Source organism: Vibrio sp. MOR3, from assembly GCF_001557775.1.
GTDB classification, from domain to species: Bacteria; Pseudomonadota; Gammaproteobacteria; order Enterobacterales; family Vibrionaceae; genus Vibrio; species Vibrio jasicida.
In genome coordinates this window covers 724205-746797 of record NZ_LNRD01000001.1, presented here as the reverse complement: position 1 = coordinate 746797, position 22593 = coordinate 724205, and the positions used below count along the sequence as shown (strand labels likewise).

Sequence of the window (22593 nt, the reverse complement as noted above, 5' to 3'; positions counted from 1 at the left end):
CCCTGCTTATGACGCAGTGCCTAACGAAGGATGGCGTTAGTGGACTGTTCGTCTCTAAATCGAGTGTAATCTTCTGATAATAGTTGGTGTTGGTAACGGGTATAAGACAACGCCTCATTCGAGACAACGATTTGGTTTTCTTTTTCCACCAGTTGCCCGCGCAGCAATTCAATTTGTTGATGTTGTTGAGTGTGGTTTTGATACATCGCAACTAATCCACACACAGACGCTACGAGCAGCGTACACAACACGCCATTGATGGTTTTACTTCGAACACGCATAACCTCTCCTTGTCGCTTGGTGTCCTTCATTACTTGGTGAAGTCCAATAATGATTGGGACGTCTACAAACTAAGAACTCAAGGTTCCAAAACGCCGTGAGAGCCAATTGATGTTGTTTCATTAACAGAGTTAATTATAGGAGAATGGCAGAAAAAGAAGAGAAAACCCGATAAAATTGAAGATCTTTACGCTTAAAACGGCAAAAAGCAGCGAACTCATACAAGCTTCACTGCTTTATTGACGATAACTAAGCCTTAGTTTTGGAATGCCTCACGCACCGATACTTGTTCAAACCAACGCGCAATATTTGGGTAGGTTTCGAACACTTCAATACTCAAGCCATTTACGGCAAAACCAACAAAAATGTAGCCGGTAATGTCTACGATGGTGAAGTTGTCCGTGGCGATATGCTCGCTTTCTGATAGGCGCTTGTCGAGAATTGGCAGGAATTCTAATACGCGAGATTTCGACTCGTCACCCCACGCAGCAACACAGTTTTCACGATCTTGGTAAATTGCTGTGATATTGCGAAACGCCTGAAAAGCCGTGTACAAACCTTGGAACTCCACCACACGATGCCACATTTCCACCTGAGCACGTTCGAGCTGGTTAGCACCAAACAGCGCCAGATCATTTTCAAACGCTTCATCTAGGTAGCGACAAATTGCCACGCTTTCACAGATCGTCGTGCCATCATCCAGTTCCAGCAGAGGCACTTTGCCGTTCACGCTTTTCGATTTAAACGGTTCAGATAGGTTATCGCCCTCACGAACGTTCAGCGCAATTCGCTCAACCTCGCCACCGATTTCCTTTAGAAAAATGCTAACTCGCTTACAACTTGGAGTCATTGCGGTTTCATAGAGCTTCATTTCACATCCTTTTATCTTTTTCTAACCGATTGGTTAGGATATACTGTAGCCAGTTTATAAACGATCAGTCAAGAACTTCACTATCAAAAATTTTCAAACAGCTGTGGGTCTGTTTGCTGAGCGAGATTTTTGATGCCGTTTGTGAGTTCACATGAATTTGGGGGCTGATACCCAAGAATAGATGGGTATTCATCATATTGGTTCAGTTCGAACGCTAGAGGTTCTCTGTACCATCCCTCCAAAGCAATTTAATTACCCGATAAGCAGACCCAGGCAGGTAATTTATGGCAAGAAAAGCCAACTTCGACCGAGATGAAAAGCTTCTCGTGGCTATGGATGTGTTTTGGCGCAAGGGCTTTGCGAACACGTCTATCTCGGATCTCACAGACGAGTTGAACATCAACCGCTTCAGTCTTTACAACACCTATGGTGACAAGCAACAGCTCTACTACGAAGCGCTCGATACCTACTTGAAAAAGGTCTCGCTACCGTCACTGAATGATTTGGAAAAAGACGACGCGTCTTTACCTGAGTTGGAATCGTTCCTTAAATCTTTTGCTGAGCTGCAGCGCAAACGCAACTGTGGGTGTTTTATCCAAAATGCGTTGATTGAGCACGCTGGGGAAGACGATGATGTACTGCGCAAAGGGCATTTTTTGTTCGACCATCTTATCGACATCATTGCGGATGCACTGATTAATGCGCAGAAAGAAACCTTAGTGCCGAAAACGCTGAAACCAGCAGAACTCGCTCGTTTTGTTCTCAACAACATGCAAGGCATGCGCGTACTTGGCAAAGCCAAACGTTATGCCGACTTGGATACGGCGCTTTCCTGCTTGCTGGTTTTGATTAGGAAATGACATGTCGATTGAAGTGATAGCGGTACGTCTTACCAAAGGCATGGACTTAAAGCTCAGCCTTGCGAAATTGGTCGAGCAGCATGGTATCAAAGCTGGCTCGATTGCCTCATGCGTTGGCTGTGTCTCTGACCTCAACCTTCGTTTGGCAAGTGCAGAGAGTACGTTAACCAAGCAAGAGCCATTTGAAATCGTCTCTGTGATGGGAACCCTAACGCCTGAACATCAACACGTTCATATCTCGGTGTCTGATCGTGAAGGACGAGTCTGGGGTGGGCATTTAATGAAAGGCACGGTTATTGATACCACCGCAGAATTGATCATCCATTCTTACTCAGAACTTGAGTTTACCAGAACGATGGACGACTCGACTGGCTATACCGAGCTGAAAGTGAATCCTTCCAAATAGTAAAAAGCTCCAGAGCCATACTGTGCTGTCTCTGGAGCTTTATTCGCTTGTCTCTTACGCTAAGAATTTACTCATATCGAGCAAGCTAATTTCGAGGATCATTCTTCGGCTAAATAACAAACCTGATTATCGTCGACTGTTACTTGCCACGTTTTTAGACAGTGCGCTTCGTCTTCCAGACATTGCCCACTCTTTAAACTGAAGTGCTGTTTATACAGTGGTGATACAACACACATCTCACCATCAATATCACCGACAATCCCTCGACTCATCACATAAGCCTTACCTATTGGGTCCCAATCTTGAACGGCGTAAACACCGCTATCTGGAATGTAGAATAACGCAACGTGCTCGCCTTCAATCAATACAGTAGCACCGATAAACGGCATTAGGTCATCAAGCTGACACAATTTAACTTTGGTTAAAGCTGCCATTTACACCTCCTGTTTCACTGGAATACGCTGACCGCGCACACGCTGGTAAGGCAAGACTTTGCTGCCCGACGTGCTGTTCAAGAAAGGACGGAAGCGTTGCAGTTTTTGAGGATTACCCAGCGTACTCTTCCATTCACATTGATAGGTATCTACGACTCGTGCCATTTGTTCATCCAAAGAATCACGTAGATTCAGAGAGTTATCCAAAATCACTTGTTTAAGGTAATCTAAACCCCCTTCCATGTTCTCCATCCACACCGACGTACGCTGCAAGCGATCTGCGGTGCTGACGTAGAACATTAATACTCGGTCAATCATGGTGATCAACTCTGATTTGGATAAGTCAGATGCAAACAAATCAGCGTGTCTTGGTCTCATGCCGCCATTCCCGCAAACGTATAGATTCCAGCCTTTTTCAGTGGCGATCACTCCAATGTCTTTACTTTGCGCTTCTGCACACTCGCGAGTACAGCCCGATACGGCAAACTTAAGCTTATGGGGCGCTCGCAATCCTTTGTAGCGGTTCTCTAACTCAATGGCTAATCCGACCGAGTCATCAACACCATAGCGACACCAAGTAGAACCCACACAAGATTTCACGGTGCGCACCGATTTGCCGTAGGCGTGCCCTGTTTCAAAACCAGCATCAATCAAGGTTTGCCAGATTTCAGGAAGTTGTTCTAACTGCGCGCCAAATAAATCCACGCGCTGACCGCCAGTGATTTTGGTGTATAGATCGTATTGCTGAGCAACTTCGCCTAGCACGATGAGTTTGTCTGGTGTGATTTCGCCGCCCGGAACACGAGGTACAATCGAGTAAGAACCATCTTTTTGCAGGTTCGCCATAAAGGCATCGTTGGAATCTTGCAGAGATTGATGTTGAGGCTCCATGATGTGTTCATTCCACAAAGAAGCAAACACAGATGCTGCTGTCGGCTTACAGATATCACACCCATGCCCTTTGCCATGCAGTGCAATTAAGGTGTCGAAGTCTTTGATTTGTTCCACTTGGCAAATATGAAACATCTCTTGGCGACTGAGCTCAAAGTGCTCACAAAGGTGGTTGTTAACCTCTACCCCCATGGCTGCTAATTGAGTATCCAATACCGATTTGACCATATTGCTACAACCACCACAGCCAGTACCGGCTTTGGTGTTTGCTTTAAGGTCCGTCAGGTTGGTGGTGCCAGCTTGTATCTCGGCAACTAAGTCACCTTTTGTGACGTTGTGACAAGAACAGATAATGGCGCTGTCTGGCATCTCTCCATCAAGCATTCCGGTATCAAACAGCAGGTTCGCCGCGTGGTCTGGCAGGTCCGTTTTGTTCAAATAACACTGCAAAAGCGCATCGTAGTCACTGTTGTCACCGACGAGAATCGCACCAAGTAATTGGGTACCGCTCGCATCAACCACCAGCTTTTTGTAGATGCCTGCAACCGCATCTTGCAACACCATTTCCTGCGCGCCTTCGGTTTGCATTTGTGCATCGCCGATAGACGCCACATCCACCCCAAGTAGCTTGAGCTTGGTGCTCATGTCTGCACCTTTAAAACCTTCGCTTGGCATCCCAGTCAAGACATCGGCAGTGGTTCTCGCCATAGTGTAACCGGGTGCGACTAAACCAAAGATCTTCTGCTCCCAAAGGGCACATTCGCCAATCGCGTATATGTTCTCATCGCTGGTTTGGCATTGGTTGTTAATCACAATACCGCCTCGCTCGCCTATTTCTAGCTCAGCCAGCCTTGCCAGCTCATCTTGAGGACGAATGCCTGCGGAGAAGACAATCACATCCACTTCGAGAGGATCTTTGTCTTTAAACACCATACGATGCTTAGCCGTTTCACCATCGCAGATTCGTTCCGTACCCGTTGAGGTGTGAACGGTTAGCCCTAGCGCTTCAATCTTCTCTTTTAGCACTAAGCCAGCACCATCGTCTAACTGCACGGGCATCAGGCGGGGAGCAAATTCAATAACGTGAGTTTCTAACCCTAATAATTTAAGTGCGTTTGCCGCTTCTAAACCCAACAAGCCGCCGCCAATCACTGCGCCCGTTCTTGCGCCTTCACATGCTTTTTTGATTTGTGAAAGGTCATCAAGCGTGCGGTAGACAAACACGTTGTCTCGGTCTTTACCTTCAATTGGAGGCACAAACGGGTAAGAACCGGTCGCGAGCACAAGTTCGTCGTAACCCAGCACATCTTCACCATCAAGCAGAATGCGCTTTTGCTCTCTGTCGATGCCTGTTACTTGGCTGCCAAGTACGAGTTGGATGCCATGCATGTCGTACCATTCTTGGTTACTCAGCATCAAATCATCATGAGACTTACCCGCAAACAAAGAGGACAATTGCACACGGTCATACGCGATAAAACGCTCTGCACCAATCACGGTAATTCGGTGCTCCAAATGCGCGTTTTTCTGCACTAATTGCTCGACGAGGTGTTGCCCGACCATACCGTTGCCTACCACAACGATGTGGCTCAATGCGTTCTTTACTGGAATCGTTAAAGGACTGTTCATCGCTGCCTCCTTATGCCGTTTGCGCTGCGGTTTTGGGTTTGTCTTCTTTCGAAGCAGGAATCTCGACTTTGGATTGCTTCTCGTAAAGGAACTTCAGCACCGCTTGTCGACACTTCTGATACTGCGCATCATCCGCCAGTGCGACACGCTCACGAGGGCGCGGTAGATTCACTTCTAACACTTCACCAATGGTTGCTGCCGGTCCGTTGGTCATCATCACGATTTTGTCGGATAGCAGCACCGCTTCATCCACGTCATGGGTAATCATGATGACGGTATTGTTTAGCTCGGCTTGAATCTTCATCAGTGCATCCTGTAAGTGCGCACGTGTTAACGCATCCAACGCGCCAAATGGTTCATCCATCAGCAAAACCTTTGGTTGAAGTGCCAGTGCTCTCGCGATGCCGACTCGCTGCTTCATACCACCAGAGATTTCATCCGGCTTTTTGTGCGCTGCATGCTGCATTTGAATCAACTCCAAATAGTGGTTCACTTGCTCCTGAATCCACGCTTTGCCCTTTTTGCCGGCAATTTGTTTTACTGCGAGCTCAACGTTTTGATACACGGTTAACCAAGGCAATAATGAATGGTTTTGGAACACCACCGCGCGGTCTGGTCCCGGTCCAGCTACCTCTCGCCCATCGACTATTACGCCGCCGTCTGTTGGCATGTGCAGCCCTGCGACTAAGTTCAATACCGTTGATTTACCACAGCCAGAGTGGCCAATTAGGGATACAAACTCGCCCTTATTGATTTGTAAATCGACGTTCTTAAGCGCGATGAACTCGCCATCTGGCGTTGGGAATCGCATCCCTAAACGCGTTAGATCTAATAATGCTTTTTCCATGATCTTTTCCCTTATCTCAACGCTTGTTGTTTATTCCAAGACAGCCACTTTTGAAGTTGCAGCATGCCTCTATCGAGCATCAAACCGATAAAGCCGATGGTGATGACAGCCACCATGATGCGCCCCAATGATGCTGAACTGCCGTTCTGGAATTCATCCCAAACGAACTTGCCTAACCCTGGGTTCTGCGCGAGCATTTCTGCCGCAATCAACACCATCCAAGCGATACCTAAAGAGAGACGTAAACCGGTGAAGATCATTGGAATGGCAGAAGGTAAAACGATGGTGCGTATGTGCTGCCACCACGAAAGTTGGAGCACTTTGCTCACGTTGATTAAGTCTTTATCAACGCTCGTTACACCCACAGCGGTATTAATCAGCGTCGGCCATAAGCTACATAGCGCTACTGTGATCAGTGAGTTAATGAACGACTTAGCAAACATCGGGGCATCACTCACATAAGTGGCACTTACAACCATGGTAACGATGGGTAGCCAAGCTAAAGGTGATACGGGCTTGAGCAATTGAATGATTGGGTTGAACGCTTGATACAGCCCTTGATTCAGACCAAGCACGATGCCAAGTGGAATCGCGATAACCGTCGCCAGCAAAAAGCCTGCAGTCACAGTTACTAAGCTTGTTATGATTTGGTCGAAGAACGTCGGCTTACCTGTGTAAGGACGAATCTTCACTTCGGCGTCTGGATTCTTGGCTAACTTCGCGGCATTGCGTTTTTCCTGACGCTCGATAAACGCTTGTTCCTTTTCTCGCTCTTGCCAATGGTCATCGACAAGGTTGCTGAACTGCTGAAAAGTTTGCACAGGCCCTGGTAGCGTACCTAATGAGGTTTGCACTTCTCTCGCCGCCAAGTGCCACATTGCCAAAAAGATCAGCAAACCAATCACGGGCAAAAGCACCAACCGACTTCGGTTCACTACCTGCTTAGCAGGAAAAAGGGAAATGACATTACTAGACATACTCACTCCTAAGAAATTTACATCCTTGTTATTGCGGGCAGACTCACCTGCCCGCTGTATTTTTTGTAGGACTGCTAACCCTAAACTTTGTCTTTTCCTTTAAGCCCGATAGAGAACTTCTCTAGATATTTATTTGGCTCGCGACCGTCATAAACGATGTTGTCGATAAAGTGTGTTTGTGGCGCACGAAAACCATCTTCAGAACTGAAATCTGGGAAGTCTTTTTTGCTCAACACACCATCTTCAATCAGTGCTTGAGCCGCTTGTTGGTAGATATCTGGACGGTAAACCTCTTTCGCCACATCCATGTACCAATCATCGGATTTCTCGCTTGAGATTTGCCCCCAGCGGCGCATTTGGGTCAGATACCAAATCGCATCGCTGTAATACGGATAAGTGGCGTTATGACGGAAGAACACGTTGAAATCTGGCACGTCTCGTTTGTCGCCTTTCTCGTATTCAAATGTGCCGGTCATTGAGTTGGCGATAACTTCGGCATCCGCTCCAACGTACTCGCTTCTTGATAGCATCTTCACTGCTTCTTGGCGGTTGGCATTGTCGTTTTCATCCAACCAATGTGCCGCTCGAATCAAGGCTTTCACTACGCGAATGTGCGTGTTTGGATACTTCTCAGCCCAAGCTTTGGAAACACCAAACACTTTCTCTGGGTTGTTCTTCCAGATCTCGTAATCGGTCACGACTGGCGTACCAATGCCTTTGAATACGGCTTGTTGGTTCCAGGGTTCGCCTACGCAGTACCCTTTGATCGTGCCCGCCTCCATTGTGGCTGGCATTTGTGGTGGCGGTGTAACACTCAAGAGAACGTCAGCATCCAACTGGCCACTGTTATCGCCTGAGTCTGGTGCGTAAAAGCCTGGATGAATCCCGCCCGCCGCTAACCAGTAACGCAACTCATAGTTGTGCGTCGATACAGGGAACACCATGCCCATATTGAAAGGTTTGCCTTTATCCAGATAGCTGTCGACCACAGGCTTCAGTGCATCCGCTTTGATTGGGTGAACAGGTTTGCCATCTGGTTGTTTTGGAATGTATTGCTTCATCTGCTCCCAAGTATCATTGGAAACCGTGATTGCGTTGCCGTTCAAATCCATACTGAACGCGGTAATCACTTCTGCTTTTGTGCCAACACCAATCGTTGCGCCCAATGGCTGACCAGCAAGCATGTGCGCACCAGCAAGCTCACCATCGATGACTCGGTCTAAAAGCACCTTCCAGTTTGCTTGCGCTTCTAAAGTGACGTACAAGCCTTCGTCTTCAAAAAAACCTTTCTCATAAGCAACCGCCAGCGGTGCCATATCGGTTAACTTAATAAAACCAAACTTCAGGTCTTCAATTTCTGGCTCACCCAACTCTGCCTTTACGCTGACCGTGGTGAATACCGATAACGAAATTGCTGACACTTTCAGCATCGAACTCCATTTCATTGGTTTGCTCCCATAAAAAAAGCGCCACTACTCCGAAGAGCAGTAGCGCCGTTGCTAAGTCTACAATTACCGTCGTTGATAATTGAGATAAGCGATTCAACAATAAACCCAATTCTTCTAATCCAATTACTGTGCCAACTTATTTTTCACAGTAAATACAATAGATTAGTATATCTTGCTGTTTGTTATTCCCTGTTATTGCTTGCTGATAGTGCAACACGCACCACGTTAGAAAACGCACTCTAACCCCAAAGTGGTAGAGTAACTAATCAAGCACCTCCAAAGTAGTTATCAAATTCTTGGCAACTTGTGCGAGCGTTTGGCTCGATTGCATGGCTGAATTTCTAAGTGCTTTATACGCCTGTTCTTCATCAACACTGTGCATCTTCATCAGCAGACCTTTGGCTTTTTCCACCAGCTTGCGCTCTTCAATCTTATGGGTCAGCGATTCAATTTCCGATTGCATACTTTCGAATTTCGCTCTCACTAATGTCGCATGTTCAATCCAGGGTTGAAGTGCAAACTCACTATCATGTGGCATGAGAACATAGTCCATTTTTTCTGATAACCGATTGATATCATTAGATGATAACTGCTTTAAGACGATAAGAAGTGGGGCCGATTTTCTGCGGCAGAAATCGACGATCAAACGCAGTTCGGCCGTCGGCTGCTGCCATCCAACCACAACGCTTGCTGGCGGTTCTCGTTGCATAAGCGTTTCTAATTGTGCCAATTGGCAGCCGATGATGTTGTCGTAATCTTTGCTCAATAAGCCGGACAATCGAGCCTGCTCTTCGAGGCTATCACAGCATACTATGATGGGTGTTTTTGACGTTGATTGAGTCATGCACATTCCTTGTTTATATCTCACTCACTAAGAGAGACATAACAAGGAATGTGCCAACTAAAGTTGAAGCGTTCTAACTAGAGGCGAGATGTTCTTTGAAGAAGCCGAGTGTGCGTTCCCAAGCGAGCGCTGCTTCTTCCGGTGCGTAGCGTGCCGTTGAGTCGTTATGGAAACCGTGGTTGACGTTTTCATACATTAACGCTTGATACTGTGCGTCGGTCGCGATTAACTGCTGCTCATAAGCAGGCCATGTGTCGTTAACACGCTTATCGAGCCCTGCAAAGTGAATCATCAATGGCCCTTTGACTTGCTTTTGGATCTCTTGCGCAGCAGGTGTTCCATAGAAAGGCACACCTGCATCGAGCTCTTCTGGCATTACCGCTGCAAGCATGTTGACAATGTATCCACCGAAGCAGAATCCAACCGCTCCCAATTTACCGTTGCCACCCTCGTATTGTTTGAGGAAGTTAGCGGCTGCAATAAAGTCTTGTTCAATCTTGGCTCTGTTCATCTCTTTCTGCATGGCGCGACCTTCATCGTCGTTCCCCGGATAGCCGCCGAGTGGATAAAGCGCGTCTGGAGCGAAAGCAATAAAGCCGTCCTTTGCAAGTCGTCTTGCGACATCTTTGATATAAGGGTTCAGACCTCGGTTTTCATGAATCACCAACACGGTCGGCGATTTCAAGGTCTTCTTCTGTGGCATCACCAAATAACCACGCCCTTCTCCATGCCCATTTGGAGATGGAAAGGTTTCGTACGTTGCTTTGATGTCAGGATCGTTAAATGAAACTTGTTCTGCGAGTGCGTAATTCGGGGTTAACGCATCGACCAGTGCTGTCATGCTAAAGCCAAGCACCGCAAGGCCACCCAGCCTATTAAGAAACTCACGGCGCGAGATTTTTCCGTGGGCGTATTCGTCGTACCAATCGAAGGCTTCTTGCGGGATCGGATGAGAAGCCTTTTCACTAGGAGTGGTATGCTTTAGAACCATTATCCATGTCCTCTGTGTCTTACCATATGGGAATTTCTCATTCTCAAAAGCGCAGCGAGAAACGAACGCTATCGAGGCTAAAACTGCGGTTTCACCACTCTGATACGGAGCAAGGTGGTGAACACATCATTGGCGAGCTAGGATCTTTTACCTTCTTCAAACAATAGATAATGGATTCAGATTCAACAACTTTGCGTCGTTGGTTTTACATTAATTGACAATAGTGCATTATTGCTGACCGCAATAGGCTTGCCAGTAAGAGAAGGCACGTTCGAATGCTTTTTCCCTGTCGTGCATTTGTGCAAACAAGACCACTGTCATGGTAGCAAGAACCGTATTTGCCATTTGGTTCATGTCGTCTTCTGACGTCCCAAATGGGCAGTTCGCAGGCATTGGCACCTCAGACAGCATTTGCTCCGTCCAGTAGTGCGATGTCACGCCGCTTGTTTGGCTTAGCCATACTGTTTGGCTTACTTTCGGGTTGTATTCTGACTCACCCGATTGTCCTTTGAATGACACAACGGCGTGAGCGGTTTGACCAATCTCGTATTCGACTTCAGCATGAAGTTGTTGGAACCCAGGATGGAAGCTACCACGAATACCAACCGTCGCCTGCCCCGGATTCAATGCTCGAACCACGGTATTAATCGGCGTTCTAAGCCCATAACGATTCTTCCAACCGATCATGGTTTCTGCTTGAGGAGCAAACGCACTCAGCGGTAGATACACAATGTTTTGTGTTTCTAACACACGCTTTGCTTCTTCTGCTGATTCCGCTTTCGTAATAGCAAATTTGTCGAGGTAGTCTTCAGCGTGTAAACGACCAGATTGACGGTCGTGATAGCCGTGCATCAGCACTTTATGGCCATTATCGGCAAGGATCTTCGCTGCCAACAGATGCCAAGGCTGACCTGCCGCTTCACGTTTGCCTGCATAACATGGCCAATCAATATCTGCACCAATAGCTGGCATGCGGGATTGGAATGCTTTCACAAAGCCAGCGATTTCTTGTTGAGTCTCGTTCTGTACGCGGATCAGCATCAACAGCATTGCCATCTGATCGTCGTCGCACTCACCGTTTAGGTATTCATCCATAACTCGAAACGCTTGGTCAAAGCTCAGTGGTTTTCTACCACGTTCGCCACGACCGACTGTTCTAATACATTCCAAAATGCTGCTCATATTCCCTCGTATTCCGTCACTGACTGTACGGTTTCTATTAGTTGTTCGCGCAGTTTGACAACTTCTCCCATCACAATCAATGCTGGGCTCACGCCTTTAAGTGTAATCGATAAATCATTGAGCTGATTGAGTTGGGTAACATGAACTTGTTGCTGAGGGCTGCAACCATGAGTGATGATCGCGACTGGGAAATCTGCTCTCAAACCGGAATTGATTAAACCCGTTTGTATTTGCGATGACTTTTCTAACCCCATATAGAAGACTAACGTTTGTCCGCTTTGCATCAGTTGGCTCCACGCTTCAAATGCACCTGTTACCACTTGCCCTGTCACAAAGGTAACGCTGCGAGCAACGCCACGATGAGTCAGCGGAATCAAGCTGTTTGCGGAACACCCAATCGCAGCGGTAATGCCGGGGATGACTTCGTAAGCGATTGAGTGTTTGACGAGTGCTAATGCTTCTTCGCCTCCACGGCCAAATACGAATGGATCTCCCCCTTTTAAGCGCACAACTCGTTTTCCTTGTTGAGCAAGCGACACCATCAAATCACAGATTTCTTCCTGACCAATACTGGGTTGTCCGCATCGTTTGCCCACGTAGATCCAATCGGCTTGTGACGAAGCCAACTCCAAAATATCTTTGTTAACCAGGCGGTCGTACAGCAGAACCTCTGCCGACATAATCACTTTTACAGCCTTTACCGTTAACAAGTCAGGATCGTGCGGCCCTGCTCCGACAATCGAGACAAAACCTTTGTGGTTCGCGTCTAGGTCTACTGAATGGTCTTCTAAAAGTTGGTTCAGTTTGCTTGCTTGGTCATGCTTAGAAAAACGAGACGAGCGTTCTTGTTTCTGACTCGCTTGTCCTTTCTTAAACCAAGACTTTTGATAAGGCGCTTCCATGTGCTTATCCTCTTTATGACTTACTTTATTTGAATAGCCAGACTCTGCTGGTTCGCTTGCTGTTTACCCTTTTGATGCTGATGACTGTCGACCATCTGTTTGATTTGAGAAACGCACGAGCCACAGTTAGTGCCGCATTTGAGTTTGTTTTGAAGTTGAGTCAGTGAAGTGCAGTCTTGCTTATCCATCGCGTCATGTATTTGTTTATCAGTGACACGGAAACAACTACAAACCAGTTTGGCACTGCTTTGCGATTGAGTGATGGTAAGCAGTTGCGATAGCTCCATCGGCTTGCCAATCAAGCCAGTAAAGTTGGTGTAGTCAGTTTGAATCGGTTCGCTAGACACCACTAAAACAGAGCGAATGATACGAACGTCTCCAACAAGGTCGTAATCCACCGCTAGCCAACCCTGAGCAATATCTATCGTAATTCTGCGGCTCTTTTCCGTTCGACAAAAACTCTGCTTCTTTGGTCGCTTATCGTGTGCAAAGCGCCAAATACCCAAATTGCTTTCTGCTTGAAATGCGCTGTAGAGAAACTTGCCGGAATCAAATTGTGTACCGATGAACATACCGTAGGTTTTTACCGCCGCATCTTGCACTTCAACATAAGACGACTTAAACGCAGGTTGCCCGGAAATAGGGTCTTTTGCGCTGTTTACTATCGCGTTAACACTGCTTTCACCGCCATATCGACCCGCCCAATGCATTGACATAAACAGCTCTTGAAAACCCAAACCTTCATCAATGGCAACTTTGGCATAAATACTGGTGTTTGAAGTAGGCTGAAACAGCTTGGTGAGTTGTCCTGCTTTTAAGCGATTTTGAGTAGCAGAGAGTGTGTTCATGTACACGGTTGGTTCTAACTCAGAGGCGGCAAGGTGTGCGATATGCCCTGTGCGCGTCATGGTATGCCATTGATCGCGTTGCCTGCCCGTATTGAGCCACCAGCCTTTTGTTCTTTCTAAACGCGTTGGAGATTCACTGGTCACGACAAAGCGCGCTTTTCCATCTTGGTGCGAATAGATTCCATCAGCAAAAGGACGCTCTCCTCCCCATTGTGTCGGCACCCACTCTTCGTATTCTTGCTCGGTTAAGTTGGCGTATTGAGAAAGATCTAGCTTCAATGGCGAATCTGCATTCATGCCTGTCATCGCGGCATATTCCCTGAATACCGCCCGCTCAGAAGTAAACGCAAAGCCATTTTGTGTCTTTTCCAATGCACACAGAGCTTGTCCGACTTGGCTTATCGCCCACCAATCAGATTTTGCTTCACCGGGAGGCGCCTGAAATTGACGCTGCCTTGAAAGTCGACGCTCAGAGTTGGTGACCATTCCTTGTTTCTCCCCCCAACCAGCGGCGGGCAGCAACAGGTCCGCGTAATGCGCGACATCCGAATCCGCTGTGATATCTGAAACAATCACAAACGGACAAATCTCTAGTGCATGTTTCACCAATTGGTTATCTGGCAAAGAGACAACGGGATTGGTTGCCATGATCCACAGAACTTTAATCTCACCACGTTCTACCGCCTCAAACAGTTCAACGGCTTTTAAACCGGGCTGAGTGGCAATTTCTGGTGAATCCCAAAACGCTTGCACTTGCTTGATAGACTCTGCGTCAAAAGCACGATGAACCGCTAATTGATTTGCCAATCCACCGACTTCTCGTCCGCCCATCGCATTCGGCTGACCTGTAATAGAAAATGGCCCGCAACCTGACTTGGCAATTTTACCTGTCGCCAAATGTGCATTAATAATGGCATTGCCTTTATCGACACCATTTTCGGCTTGGTTAACCCCTTGGCAAAACAGCGTGATTGCGGTTGGGCTTTGCGCAAACCATTGGAAGAATGTCGTGAGTTTTTCTTCTGAAATGCCAATGGAAGACGTTAGATTAGTGACATCGTAACGCAAATCAGAAACTTCTTCTGCAAGCGCATCAAACCCGTCGGTATAAGAATTTATGTATTTAGAATCAATATATTGCTGCTCAATAAGAAACTTAAGCAGCCCATTTAAAAGTGATACATCCCCATCATTTTTAATTGGTAGATGCAAATCCGCTTGCTGTGCTGTGACCGTTTCACGCGGGTCAATGACCACCAGCTTTAGATTAGGATTGTTCTCTCTCGCTTGTTGAATACGTCGGAATAAAACAGGATGCGTCCAAGCGGTATTCGCACCGCAGATGACCAACAGCTCGGTATTATCAATGTCGTCGTAATTGACAGGAACGACATCTTCACCAAATGCTCGTAAATGAGCCGCAACCGCCGAAGACATACACAAACGCGAGTTAGTATCGATGTTTGCGCTGCCAACATAGCCTTTCATGAGTTTGTTGGCGACGTAATAGTCTTCCGTCAACAACTGGCCTGACACGTACATCGCGACGGAATCCGGTCCAAACTCTGCTTTCGCTTGATGAATCTTTTCTGCAATCAGATCCGTGGCTTGTTGCCATTGTAGTTCTTGCCCTTGAGGTCGCTGCTTGGTAACAAGCTTTGGATACAGCAAGCGCGAAGGCATATTCAAGCTCTCTGCCAACGCGACGCCCTTTACGCACAGTGATCCCGCATTTGCAGGATGACACGCATCCCCAACGATTCCTTTCGCATTGACCTCGACACCACATCCAACACCACAATAGGGACAAGTGGTTTTTTTGCATCCTTGCGACATTCCGCCCCCTGATTCTTTCCTTAGAATGACGAGCTACAAGCGAAAAAAAACCTCTCCCGAAACGAGAGAGGCTGCATTGCCTATAAAAGCTCAAAAAGTAATACCCTATCCGCTTAACCGCCTGCTAAGGGAAAGCGGCGCATCGAGTTAACGATGAACATAATCTAAATAGCAAACCCGATGCCAATTTTATATTGCATTACATTTCAATAACTTAACAAAATCCGTTTTCACTTTATAATTGGCAATGCACTGATTAGGTGCGAGTTTGAATCACAGAAGTGCAAGATTAACGGGCTAGTGCCATGACCAGTCTCGGCTCTCCATCACCGAAATAATCTTCTTCTTTTTCCAGAACCTTAAAGCCTAACGAAGTGTACAACTTGTAAGCCGGCGCATTGTTTGGATCGACAGTTAACTTAATAACAGAACCGGAACTTGCTTTTGCGATTACATTCTCCACAAGCGAACGTGCAATCCCCTTTCCTCGGTGCTGACTATCTACCGCAAGTGACAAGATCCAATGGGTGTTTTGTTCATCACTTTGTGCCATCAATACATAGCCTGTGACTTGCTCGCTTTGCTTGGAAACTACCAACCCCTGTTGCCAGCAATCAAATGCTTGTCTGAAGAAGAATCTTGGGTATGCATGATGCCCAAACAGCTTATGCTCAAGCTCGTATAGTGTAACTAAATCTTGTTTTTCTGCTGAGGTGATCTTCATAACAACTCACTCCTTCGGGACACATTAAGCAATATCTAAAGCCCCATTTCGATAAACTCCAATTATTTCAGTCAGATTCTAGTGCTTTACCAACTTTAGGCAAAGGTTGATTTTTCAAACAAAGAATCGTGTTCATGAGCACTCTTTCATATTAACGGAACGTCGTACCAGTTTTTATTTGATTGTTGGTTGTTTTTTGTAGAATAATCGCCGCTCTTATATACAAAAATAATAAAAACGATAAGGGCTAACCCGCCCACCATGAGCAACTGCAATCACCTTGCTAGGCGAATCATTATAAAAAATGAAGCATCCGTGCTTAAACGGATGCTTCCATTACGCTGTCAAAATTAGAGTTAAATAATGTCGATGTCTGGATTCGAGCAATCACCCCTGTTGCTCGATTATAAAAATAAAAAGTGGTGGCAGTTTTTAGGCATTCAAATCCTAATATTTTGCGCAATACAAGTAAGCTATAGCCTCTCCAACTTTTACGTGATAGCACAGGATCGTGTCCACGTACTCTCTTTTACGGCCGCTTTCGTTGTAACAGTGATACTCCGATACAGTTGGCGCGTTTTGCCAACAATCATTGCTGGGTTACTTTTCTACTATGGGTGCTTTTCCAAACGTCCGTGGGAAATGGCTTTGCTATTTTCTGTGTTGCTACCCGCATTGCCGCTGTTGTTTTGTCACCTCTACCGATCCGCATTAAAACGCGTTGCGGCGTATAACTTCACCTTAAAGCTCAGTTATTATGCGGTATTAATCGGCATTCTCTATCCTATTGCAAACACTGCTCTACTCATGCTGATTAGTGCCTTTTTAAGTGACGTGGCAAATCTCTCTTTTGAGTTTATCGCTTACTCTGTTTTGAGCGCCATTTTGACACAAATGGTACTAACTCCTCTGTTGTGCCTTGGTTTAAGCTATGTCCTTGATGGAGAAAATGCACCGTATATTAAGCTCGATCGTGCAATGATGGCGGCCTACTCTGATCCATTACACTATCGCTTATGGTTGATGGTATGTGCGCTATTTTTGGTCGCCAGCATATCCACACAAAACCCGCTGACACTTAATACGCTCAGTTTGATGTTACTGTGCCTAGTAGGCATGGGGTTAGGCAAATTAGGTTTACTGCGCCCCATGTTGATTGGTGCAACGACATTGCTGGTATGCGTGGAAAACATCATCAGTCGATACAATCTTGGCTTTATATCTCGTGAACAAGTTTATGCGATGCTGCTGGTTTTGTTTGTACTGACCATGCTCACTTTTATGCTTGGTGCTCATACAATAAAGAACTATGTCACGACACGTAATGCGATTCGAAAAGAACGCATCGATAGCTTTACGGGGTTATACAATCTCGCGCAACTAAAAGAAGATGTCGCAACGCAAACTCACGCGACATTGATCTACATCGATCTTGAACCAACCTTATCTAAACTTCATGGATTAGGACACCAAGGTCGAGCACAGTTAATGAAACAACTTAGCCAATACCTCGCGTATAAGACTGACCACCTAACTCGAGCTTATCTGCCGCCATTCGCTAGCGGTTTACTTTGTTTTGCACCACGCTTGCCAAACATGGAAGCAGAGTTAAACAAACTCATTGGGCTGTTAGACCGTTTTTATTTTTACTTCGACGACAGCGCGGTAAGCCTTGTAAAACGTACCATCCAGTGTGCTTCCATCGACGGAAACCACAATCTTGATCCTTTGATCTCCAAACTGTGCGAGCAACAAGGTCGCGACACCGCATGCGTGAACTGGGTAACACACAATCAAGAAGAAAATAAGACACTTAACCAATTGAGCTTCATCCAACAGTGCTTTCGCGAAAACGAATTTGAGCTCTATTGTCAGCCTTATCGAGCGCTATCGGATAACGCTCAAAATGCCCACTTTGAGATTTTGCTGCGCCTTAAACCTAAACAGGGAGAGCTTATGTCTCCGGCTGAGTTTTTCCCTTTAATCAATGAGTTCGGGTTAGAAAGAGAGCTAGACAAATGGGTAATCGAACACACTTTCAAAGCGCTAAAAAACCATATTAAAGATTGGGACTCGATCGGACGATGTGCCATCAACCTGACCGCCAAAGCGCTGAATTCACAGGGTTTAGCGGAAGACATTCAAACCGAAGCGGAGCTACACCAGATCCCGATGAATAAACTGTGTTTTGAAATTACCGAATCGGATGCACTTCGTAATGAACCAATTGCAATTCAAAACTTAAACAGACTTCGGGAAGCAGGTTCCACCATCGCACTGGATGATTTTGGCACCGGTTATGCGAGCTTCGATTATTTGCGTCGCCTTCCCCTTGACGTGCTGAAGGTGGACGGCTCATTCGTGAAAAACATTGTCGACAGTGAAAATGACCGAATCATCGTCCAAGCCATCAGCCAAGTCGCCTGCAGCATGCAGTTGGTCACGGTTGCCGAGTTTGTCGAATCAGAAGGTCATATCGATACACTGAAAGCGCTAAATATCCAGTTTGCTCAAGGGTTTGGGGTCGCAAGACCACTGCTGCTTTCGGAACACCTTACAATGTTATCGAACAAAGCTTAACCGCAACATCTAAAACCATAAAATCGTAATATTTCGCGATATAATTTCAATTTATAAACACCGAACTGAAACTATATATCGCTTTTTTCAATTTTACATGGTTCGATAGTTTACACCTTTGCCTCTTCACTAGCATGATTCACCATCACCTCCATGTGATAACAATCACTAAAACAGTTAACATCCGCGCGATTATTATTTTTATAAAGGCGAGTTTTAAGTGAAAGAATCTCGATATACATTAAATTTTAGTGAATTAAACACAACAAACGCTTGGACTAAACATGATACCCATTGGGTACTAAGTCTGTTTGGTACTGCCGTGGGTGCGGGTATTTTATTCTTACCGATTAACTTAGGTATTGGCGGTTTTTGGCCGCTTATCGTCATGGCGGTACTCGCCTACCCAATGACTTATTTGGCACACCGTGGCCTAGCACGATTTGTGCTGTCATCAAAAGTGAAAAACGCAGATTTTACCGATGTGGTTGAAGAGCACTTTGGCGCAAAAGCGGGACGCTCTATCTCTCTCTTGTATTTCCTTTCAATCTTCCCGATTCTACTTATCTATGGCGTAGGTATTACCAACACCGTTGACAGCTTCATGATCAACCAAGCGGGTATGGAGCCATTACCGCGTGCCCTACTTTCCGGCGTATTGGTGTTCAGCTTAATTGCTATCATGATGGCGGGTGAAAAAGTGATGCTACGTGCGTTTGCTATCATGGTTTACCCATTGGTTGCGATTCTGGCGTTTCTTTCATTTTATCTGATGCCGAACTGGAGCATGCCAGTGATGGATGCGCCGGAAATGTCGTCCTTCGCAAGCACAATGTGGTTAGCGATTCCGGTTGTGATCTTCTCTTTCAGCCACGCAGCAGCAATTTCCACTTTTGCAAATGTTCAACGTCGTCATTATGGTGATGCGGCCGATAATAAATCAGAACTGATTCTGCGTCGTACAAGCGTCATGCTGATTGCGTTTGTTCTTTTGTTTGTGTTTTCTTGTGTCTTGGCGCTTTCTCCAGAGCAACTGGCAGAGGCGAAATCGCAAAACGTATCAGTACTGTCTTACTTAGCAAATGCAACAGACAATCCATTCATTGCAACGCTTGGTCCACTTGTAGCATTTGTCGCGATCACCTCTTCTTTCCTTGGCCATTTCTTAGGTGCACGTGAAAGCCTAAATGGTTTGATCACTAAGCATTCAGATATGCCGAAACGCCGTGTTGATCACATCAGCGTTGTGGTGCTATTCGTGTCTATTTGGATTGCGGCAATCATGAACCCAAGCATTTTGGGTATGATGGAGGCACTATCTGGCCCGGTTATCGCGATGATCTTGTTCATTATGCCGATGTTGTCGGTGTACAAAGTGAAAGCGTTAAAGCAGTATCGTGGAAAAGTATCGACGTACTTTGTCCTATTGACGGGGATTATTGCAGTAAGTGCGTTGGTTTTTAGCTTGTTGAGTTAAGAAAATAGACGTGGCTTTTATTTTCAGGGGAATACCTTATTTTTTATTAAGGTAATTCCCTGAATTTTGCTATGGTTTTCTTATTCGGTAATAGAAAGAGACTTTCTCATTACATGAATGTGAAAACACCTACGATCATTAGTACAGACGCGATGCAAGTACGACCGATGATACCAAAGTGGGAAGGTTGAATCATTTCATTGTGCATAGGCAATCTCCTTTTTAGTGAAAACAAGCCGTTTTCTCTTGGCTTACTAACACTATGTCGAAAAAAGCATTTTTCCACAACTCATACAAAGATTAAATTTTTATTACAGTCATGTGAACTTTTAGAGATCGAACGATTTTTTAAGATTGAACTATCATCAAACGGCGTCTTTATTTTTGAATCGGTCAGCGAAAATATCCCCACCAGCCCTCCGACCCTTCTTATATAAATAACCGCTGAAAGACTCTACCTTCCTCCCTTACGACAAAGCTGAACTTTTTAAACGTTTACCTTGACCACATGCCTAGTTTCATTGGCTTGGTGAAGAGAATAATAAGCAGAATAAAACCGCTAAATCTATGGGTAATCGCGGTTAAGAGATGATAAACTTGTTACGTGTTTCATTATAAGAGTCAGCTTTTCTATCAACAGTCTGATGCCTTTTCCGTTAAAAACGCTGCGATTCCTTTTTACTATTATATTTGGAGTGCTTTGCTCACTACCCAGCCTAGCCGCTGACGCGCCCAAAAAGGAAAGCTACCTAAAGCAACATCTTGCTCGCGCAGATTATCCAATGCTGGAGTTCTACTTCGACTCCATTGGTAAACCTCGTTCAATTAAATCTAGCGATCTGTCACTGACACCTAATGCTTCGCCAGAATCTCAAGCGCTGTATTACTTTGCCCGTATCTATCTAGAACGCTATGAAGGGGTTCCTTTACCGAAACTTCCCAACCTTGTGGAGTTTGGTAAAAAGCACAAGTTGCCGTGGGTTATTGCAGAAGCCAAACTCAACCAAGCCGTAGAATTGGTAGAAGCAGACGAAGTGTGGCAAGGCGAACTTCTATTACACGAAGTCATCAACACCGCGCGTGAGATCGGTTATGACTCTTTGCAGGGCCGCGCCTATCGCTGGTTAGGTAATGCTGAAGTCCAACGCGCTCAAGTGCAAACAGGCCTAAGACACTACCGTACCGCTTACGATCTGCTTGAACACTCTGAGTTTGAAATCCAAATCGCGATGACGCTCAATAATATCGCTTCTCTTTACATGGAACTGTCCGATTGGAAGCGAGCGAAAACCTACTTAGATCAAGCGATTGATGGGTATTTAAACAGCGATGATCATTACGACAACAGCCTTTTCCTGGCGATCATGTACGCTAACATGAGCGTGGTTTATTTTGGAATGGAAGAGTACCTTGAGTCTGAACACTATTTCGAACAAGCAGCGAAACTGTCGATGGAAACCGGCTCAGTAAGAATCAAACATAATTCTGTTTCCAACCTATCTCAGCTTTTGAGTACGCTTGGTAAGATAGATGAATCATTAGAGCTAGCAGAAGCCTGCTTAGCCTTACCTAACCCTCAGAATCATAAAAGTATCAAAGCCGCTTGTTATGAGGCGTATGCCGAAGCGTACCTCGCAGACAATCAGTTTGATCAAGCAATCTTAAATGCGAAGTTGGCACTCGATAGCTTAAATGAATCGGCTAGCGCTGAAACTAAACAAAAAATGGACCTTCTTCTAGTCATGGTTCGAGCGAATCAAGAGTTGAAGAAGTTTGAAGCTGCATTTGATTACTTAGGTCAGTTACGCAGTTTGGAGCGCAACTTTTCTAGCCATGTCCATGGTGAAGAAATGATTAACATCAAGCTCGATCTTGAGGCAAAGTTAGCGCAAAAAGAGCTGACCTTACTAGAAGCAAAAAATGCGTTGCAAGCGTCTGAGCTTGAATCTCAACGCTATCGTGAAATCTTCTATTTTTGTGTCGTTGCGGCTATCGGTTTTTGGTTGTTCCGTTACATCCGCCAGATGAATAAGATCAACGAAGAGTTGGCGCAACAGAACACAACAGACCCGCTAACTAAAGTCCATAACCGCCGCTACCTTCCTAGCTGGTTGGAAAATATGGCTCGTCGCAGTCCAGATAGAAAGTTTGCCTTAGCGGTCATTGATATCGACCACTTCAAATCGTTCAATGACCAATACGGGCACGACTTAGGCGATAAGATGCTGATACATGTCGCCACTATTTTGGATGAGGCGACACGCTCTGGTGATCTTTTAGTTCGTTGGGGTGGTGAAGAGTTTGTATTATTGTTCGAAATCCGTCACGTCGACGACTGTGCAAAAACACTCAACCGTTTGAGACTTGCAGTAGAAAACAACAATCTAGAGGTTGACTCACAGTCGCTAAGCGCCACAATCTCTCTCGGCGCGGTCAACGAGTTAAGCGCTCAATCGATCAAACAAGAGTGGGATAAGTGGTTCTTTGCCGCGGACCAAGCTCTGTATGATGCCAAACAAGCTGGTCGTAACCAGCACAAAATTCACTCGACGTCATAGAAAAGCACA

The 22593-nt window shown here is 45.8% G+C and carries 18 protein-coding genes; 5 read left to right on the top strand and 13 right to left on the bottom strand.

Going from position 1 to position 22593, the window contains the following annotated elements:
- Positions 1–20: 20 nt before the first annotated feature.
- Both ATB76_RS03305 and ATB76_RS03300 read right to left on the bottom strand, forming a co-directional pair.
- The gene (locus ATB76_RS03305) at positions 21–281 is read right to left on the bottom strand and encodes a hypothetical protein (protein WP_038878106.1); all 261 of its coding nucleotides are present in this window, start codon (positions 279–281) and stop codon (positions 21–23) included.
- A 254-nt stretch (positions 282–535) separates the two neighbouring features.
- Positions 536–1150: a glutathione S-transferase gene (locus ATB76_RS03300; RefSeq protein WP_061034614.1), complete on the bottom strand. Its 615-nt coding sequence runs from the start codon at positions 1148–1150 to the stop codon at positions 536–538.
- Between the two features lie 284 nt (positions 1151–1434).
- Between ATB76_RS03300 and ATB76_RS03295 the strand changes: the two genes are divergently transcribed.
- Together ATB76_RS03295 and ATB76_RS03290 are read left to right on the top strand one after the other, a co-directional pair.
- The gene (locus ATB76_RS03295) at positions 1435–2010 is read left to right on the top strand and encodes a TetR/AcrR family transcriptional regulator (protein ID WP_061034613.1); all 576 of its coding nucleotides are present in this window, start codon (positions 1435–1437) and stop codon (positions 2008–2010) included.
- A gap of 1 nt (position 2011) precedes the next feature.
- The gene (locus ATB76_RS03290; protein WP_061034612.1) at positions 2012–2416 is read left to right on the top strand and encodes a PPC domain-containing DNA-binding protein; all 405 of its coding nucleotides are present in this window, start codon (positions 2012–2014) and stop codon (positions 2414–2416) included.
- 98 nt (positions 2417–2514) lie between these two features.
- Here ATB76_RS03290 and nirD read toward each other — a convergent pair whose 3' ends face one another.
- The 11 genes from nirD to ATB76_RS03235 form a co-directional block, all read right to left on the bottom strand.
- Positions 2515–2850, bottom strand: coding sequence for a nitrite reductase small subunit NirD (gene nirD, locus ATB76_RS03285; RefSeq protein WP_061034611.1), 336 nt, complete (start codon positions 2848–2850; stop codon positions 2515–2517).
- Positions 2851–5370, bottom strand: coding sequence for a nitrite reductase large subunit NirB (gene nirB, locus ATB76_RS03280; RefSeq protein ID WP_061034610.1), 2520 nt, complete (start codon positions 5368–5370; stop codon positions 2851–2853).
- Between the two features lie 10 nt (positions 5371–5380).
- Positions 5381–6217, bottom strand: a complete 837-nt coding sequence (locus tag ATB76_RS03275) for an ABC transporter ATP-binding protein (protein ID WP_005450080.1) — start codon at positions 6215–6217, stop codon at positions 5381–5383.
- An 11-nt stretch (positions 6218–6228) separates the two neighbouring features.
- The gene (locus ATB76_RS03270; protein ID WP_038889326.1) at positions 6229–7194 is read right to left on the bottom strand and encodes an ABC transporter permease; all 966 of its coding nucleotides are present in this window, start codon (positions 7192–7194) and stop codon (positions 6229–6231) included.
- Between the two features lie 80 nt (positions 7195–7274).
- On the bottom strand, positions 7275–8639 hold the full coding sequence (locus ATB76_RS03265) for a CmpA/NrtA family ABC transporter substrate-binding protein (RefSeq protein WP_061034609.1): 1365 nt from the start codon (positions 8637–8639) through the stop codon (positions 7275–7277).
- Between the two features lie 265 nt (positions 8640–8904).
- Positions 8905–9486, bottom strand: coding sequence for an ANTAR domain-containing protein (locus tag ATB76_RS03260; protein ID WP_061034608.1), 582 nt, complete (start codon positions 9484–9486; stop codon positions 8905–8907).
- Positions 9487–9559: 73 nt separating this feature from the next.
- Positions 9560–10477, bottom strand: a complete 918-nt coding sequence (locus tag ATB76_RS03255; protein WP_061034607.1) for a dienelactone hydrolase family protein — start codon at positions 10475–10477, stop codon at positions 9560–9562.
- A gap of 228 nt (positions 10478–10705) precedes the next feature.
- On the bottom strand, positions 10706–11659 hold the full coding sequence (locus ATB76_RS03250) for a glycosyl transferase family protein (protein WP_061034606.1): 954 nt from the start codon (positions 11657–11659) through the stop codon (positions 10706–10708).
- Positions 11656–12561, bottom strand: coding sequence for a uroporphyrinogen-III C-methyltransferase (gene cobA / locus ATB76_RS03245; RefSeq protein ID WP_061034605.1), 906 nt, complete (start codon positions 12559–12561; stop codon positions 11656–11658). Before cobA ends, ATB76_RS03250 begins: the two co-directional genes overlap by 4 nt.
- Before the next feature lie 20 nt (positions 12562–12581).
- Positions 12582–15245: a nitrate reductase gene (locus ATB76_RS03240; RefSeq protein WP_061034604.1), complete on the bottom strand. Its 2664-nt coding sequence runs from the start codon at positions 15243–15245 to the stop codon at positions 12582–12584.
- A 289-nt stretch (positions 15246–15534) separates the two neighbouring features.
- Complete coding sequence (locus tag ATB76_RS03235; protein WP_039976522.1) at positions 15535–15969, bottom strand: N-acetyltransferase; 435 nt, start codon at positions 15967–15969, stop codon at positions 15535–15537.
- 363 nt (positions 15970–16332) lie between these two features.
- On the opposite strand from ATB76_RS03235, the gene ATB76_RS03230 reads away from it, so the two are divergent.
- The 3 genes from ATB76_RS03230 to ATB76_RS03220 all read left to right on the top strand — a co-directional run bounded on the left by ATB76_RS03230 (position 16333) and on the right by ATB76_RS03220 (position 22584).
- Positions 16333–18549, top strand: coding sequence for an EAL domain-containing protein (locus ATB76_RS03230; protein WP_038871645.1), 2217 nt, complete (start codon positions 16333–16335; stop codon positions 18547–18549).
- Positions 18550–18769: 220 nt separating this feature from the next.
- On the top strand, positions 18770–20026 hold the full coding sequence (locus ATB76_RS03225) for an aromatic amino acid transport family protein (RefSeq protein ID WP_061034603.1): 1257 nt from the start codon (positions 18770–18772) through the stop codon (positions 20024–20026).
- Between the two features lie 782 nt (positions 20027–20808).
- Positions 20809–22584, top strand: a complete 1776-nt coding sequence (locus ATB76_RS03220) for a tetratricopeptide repeat-containing diguanylate cyclase (RefSeq protein WP_230677765.1) — start codon at positions 20809–20811, stop codon at positions 22582–22584.
- The last annotated feature ends 9 nt before the right edge of the window (positions 22585–22593 follow it).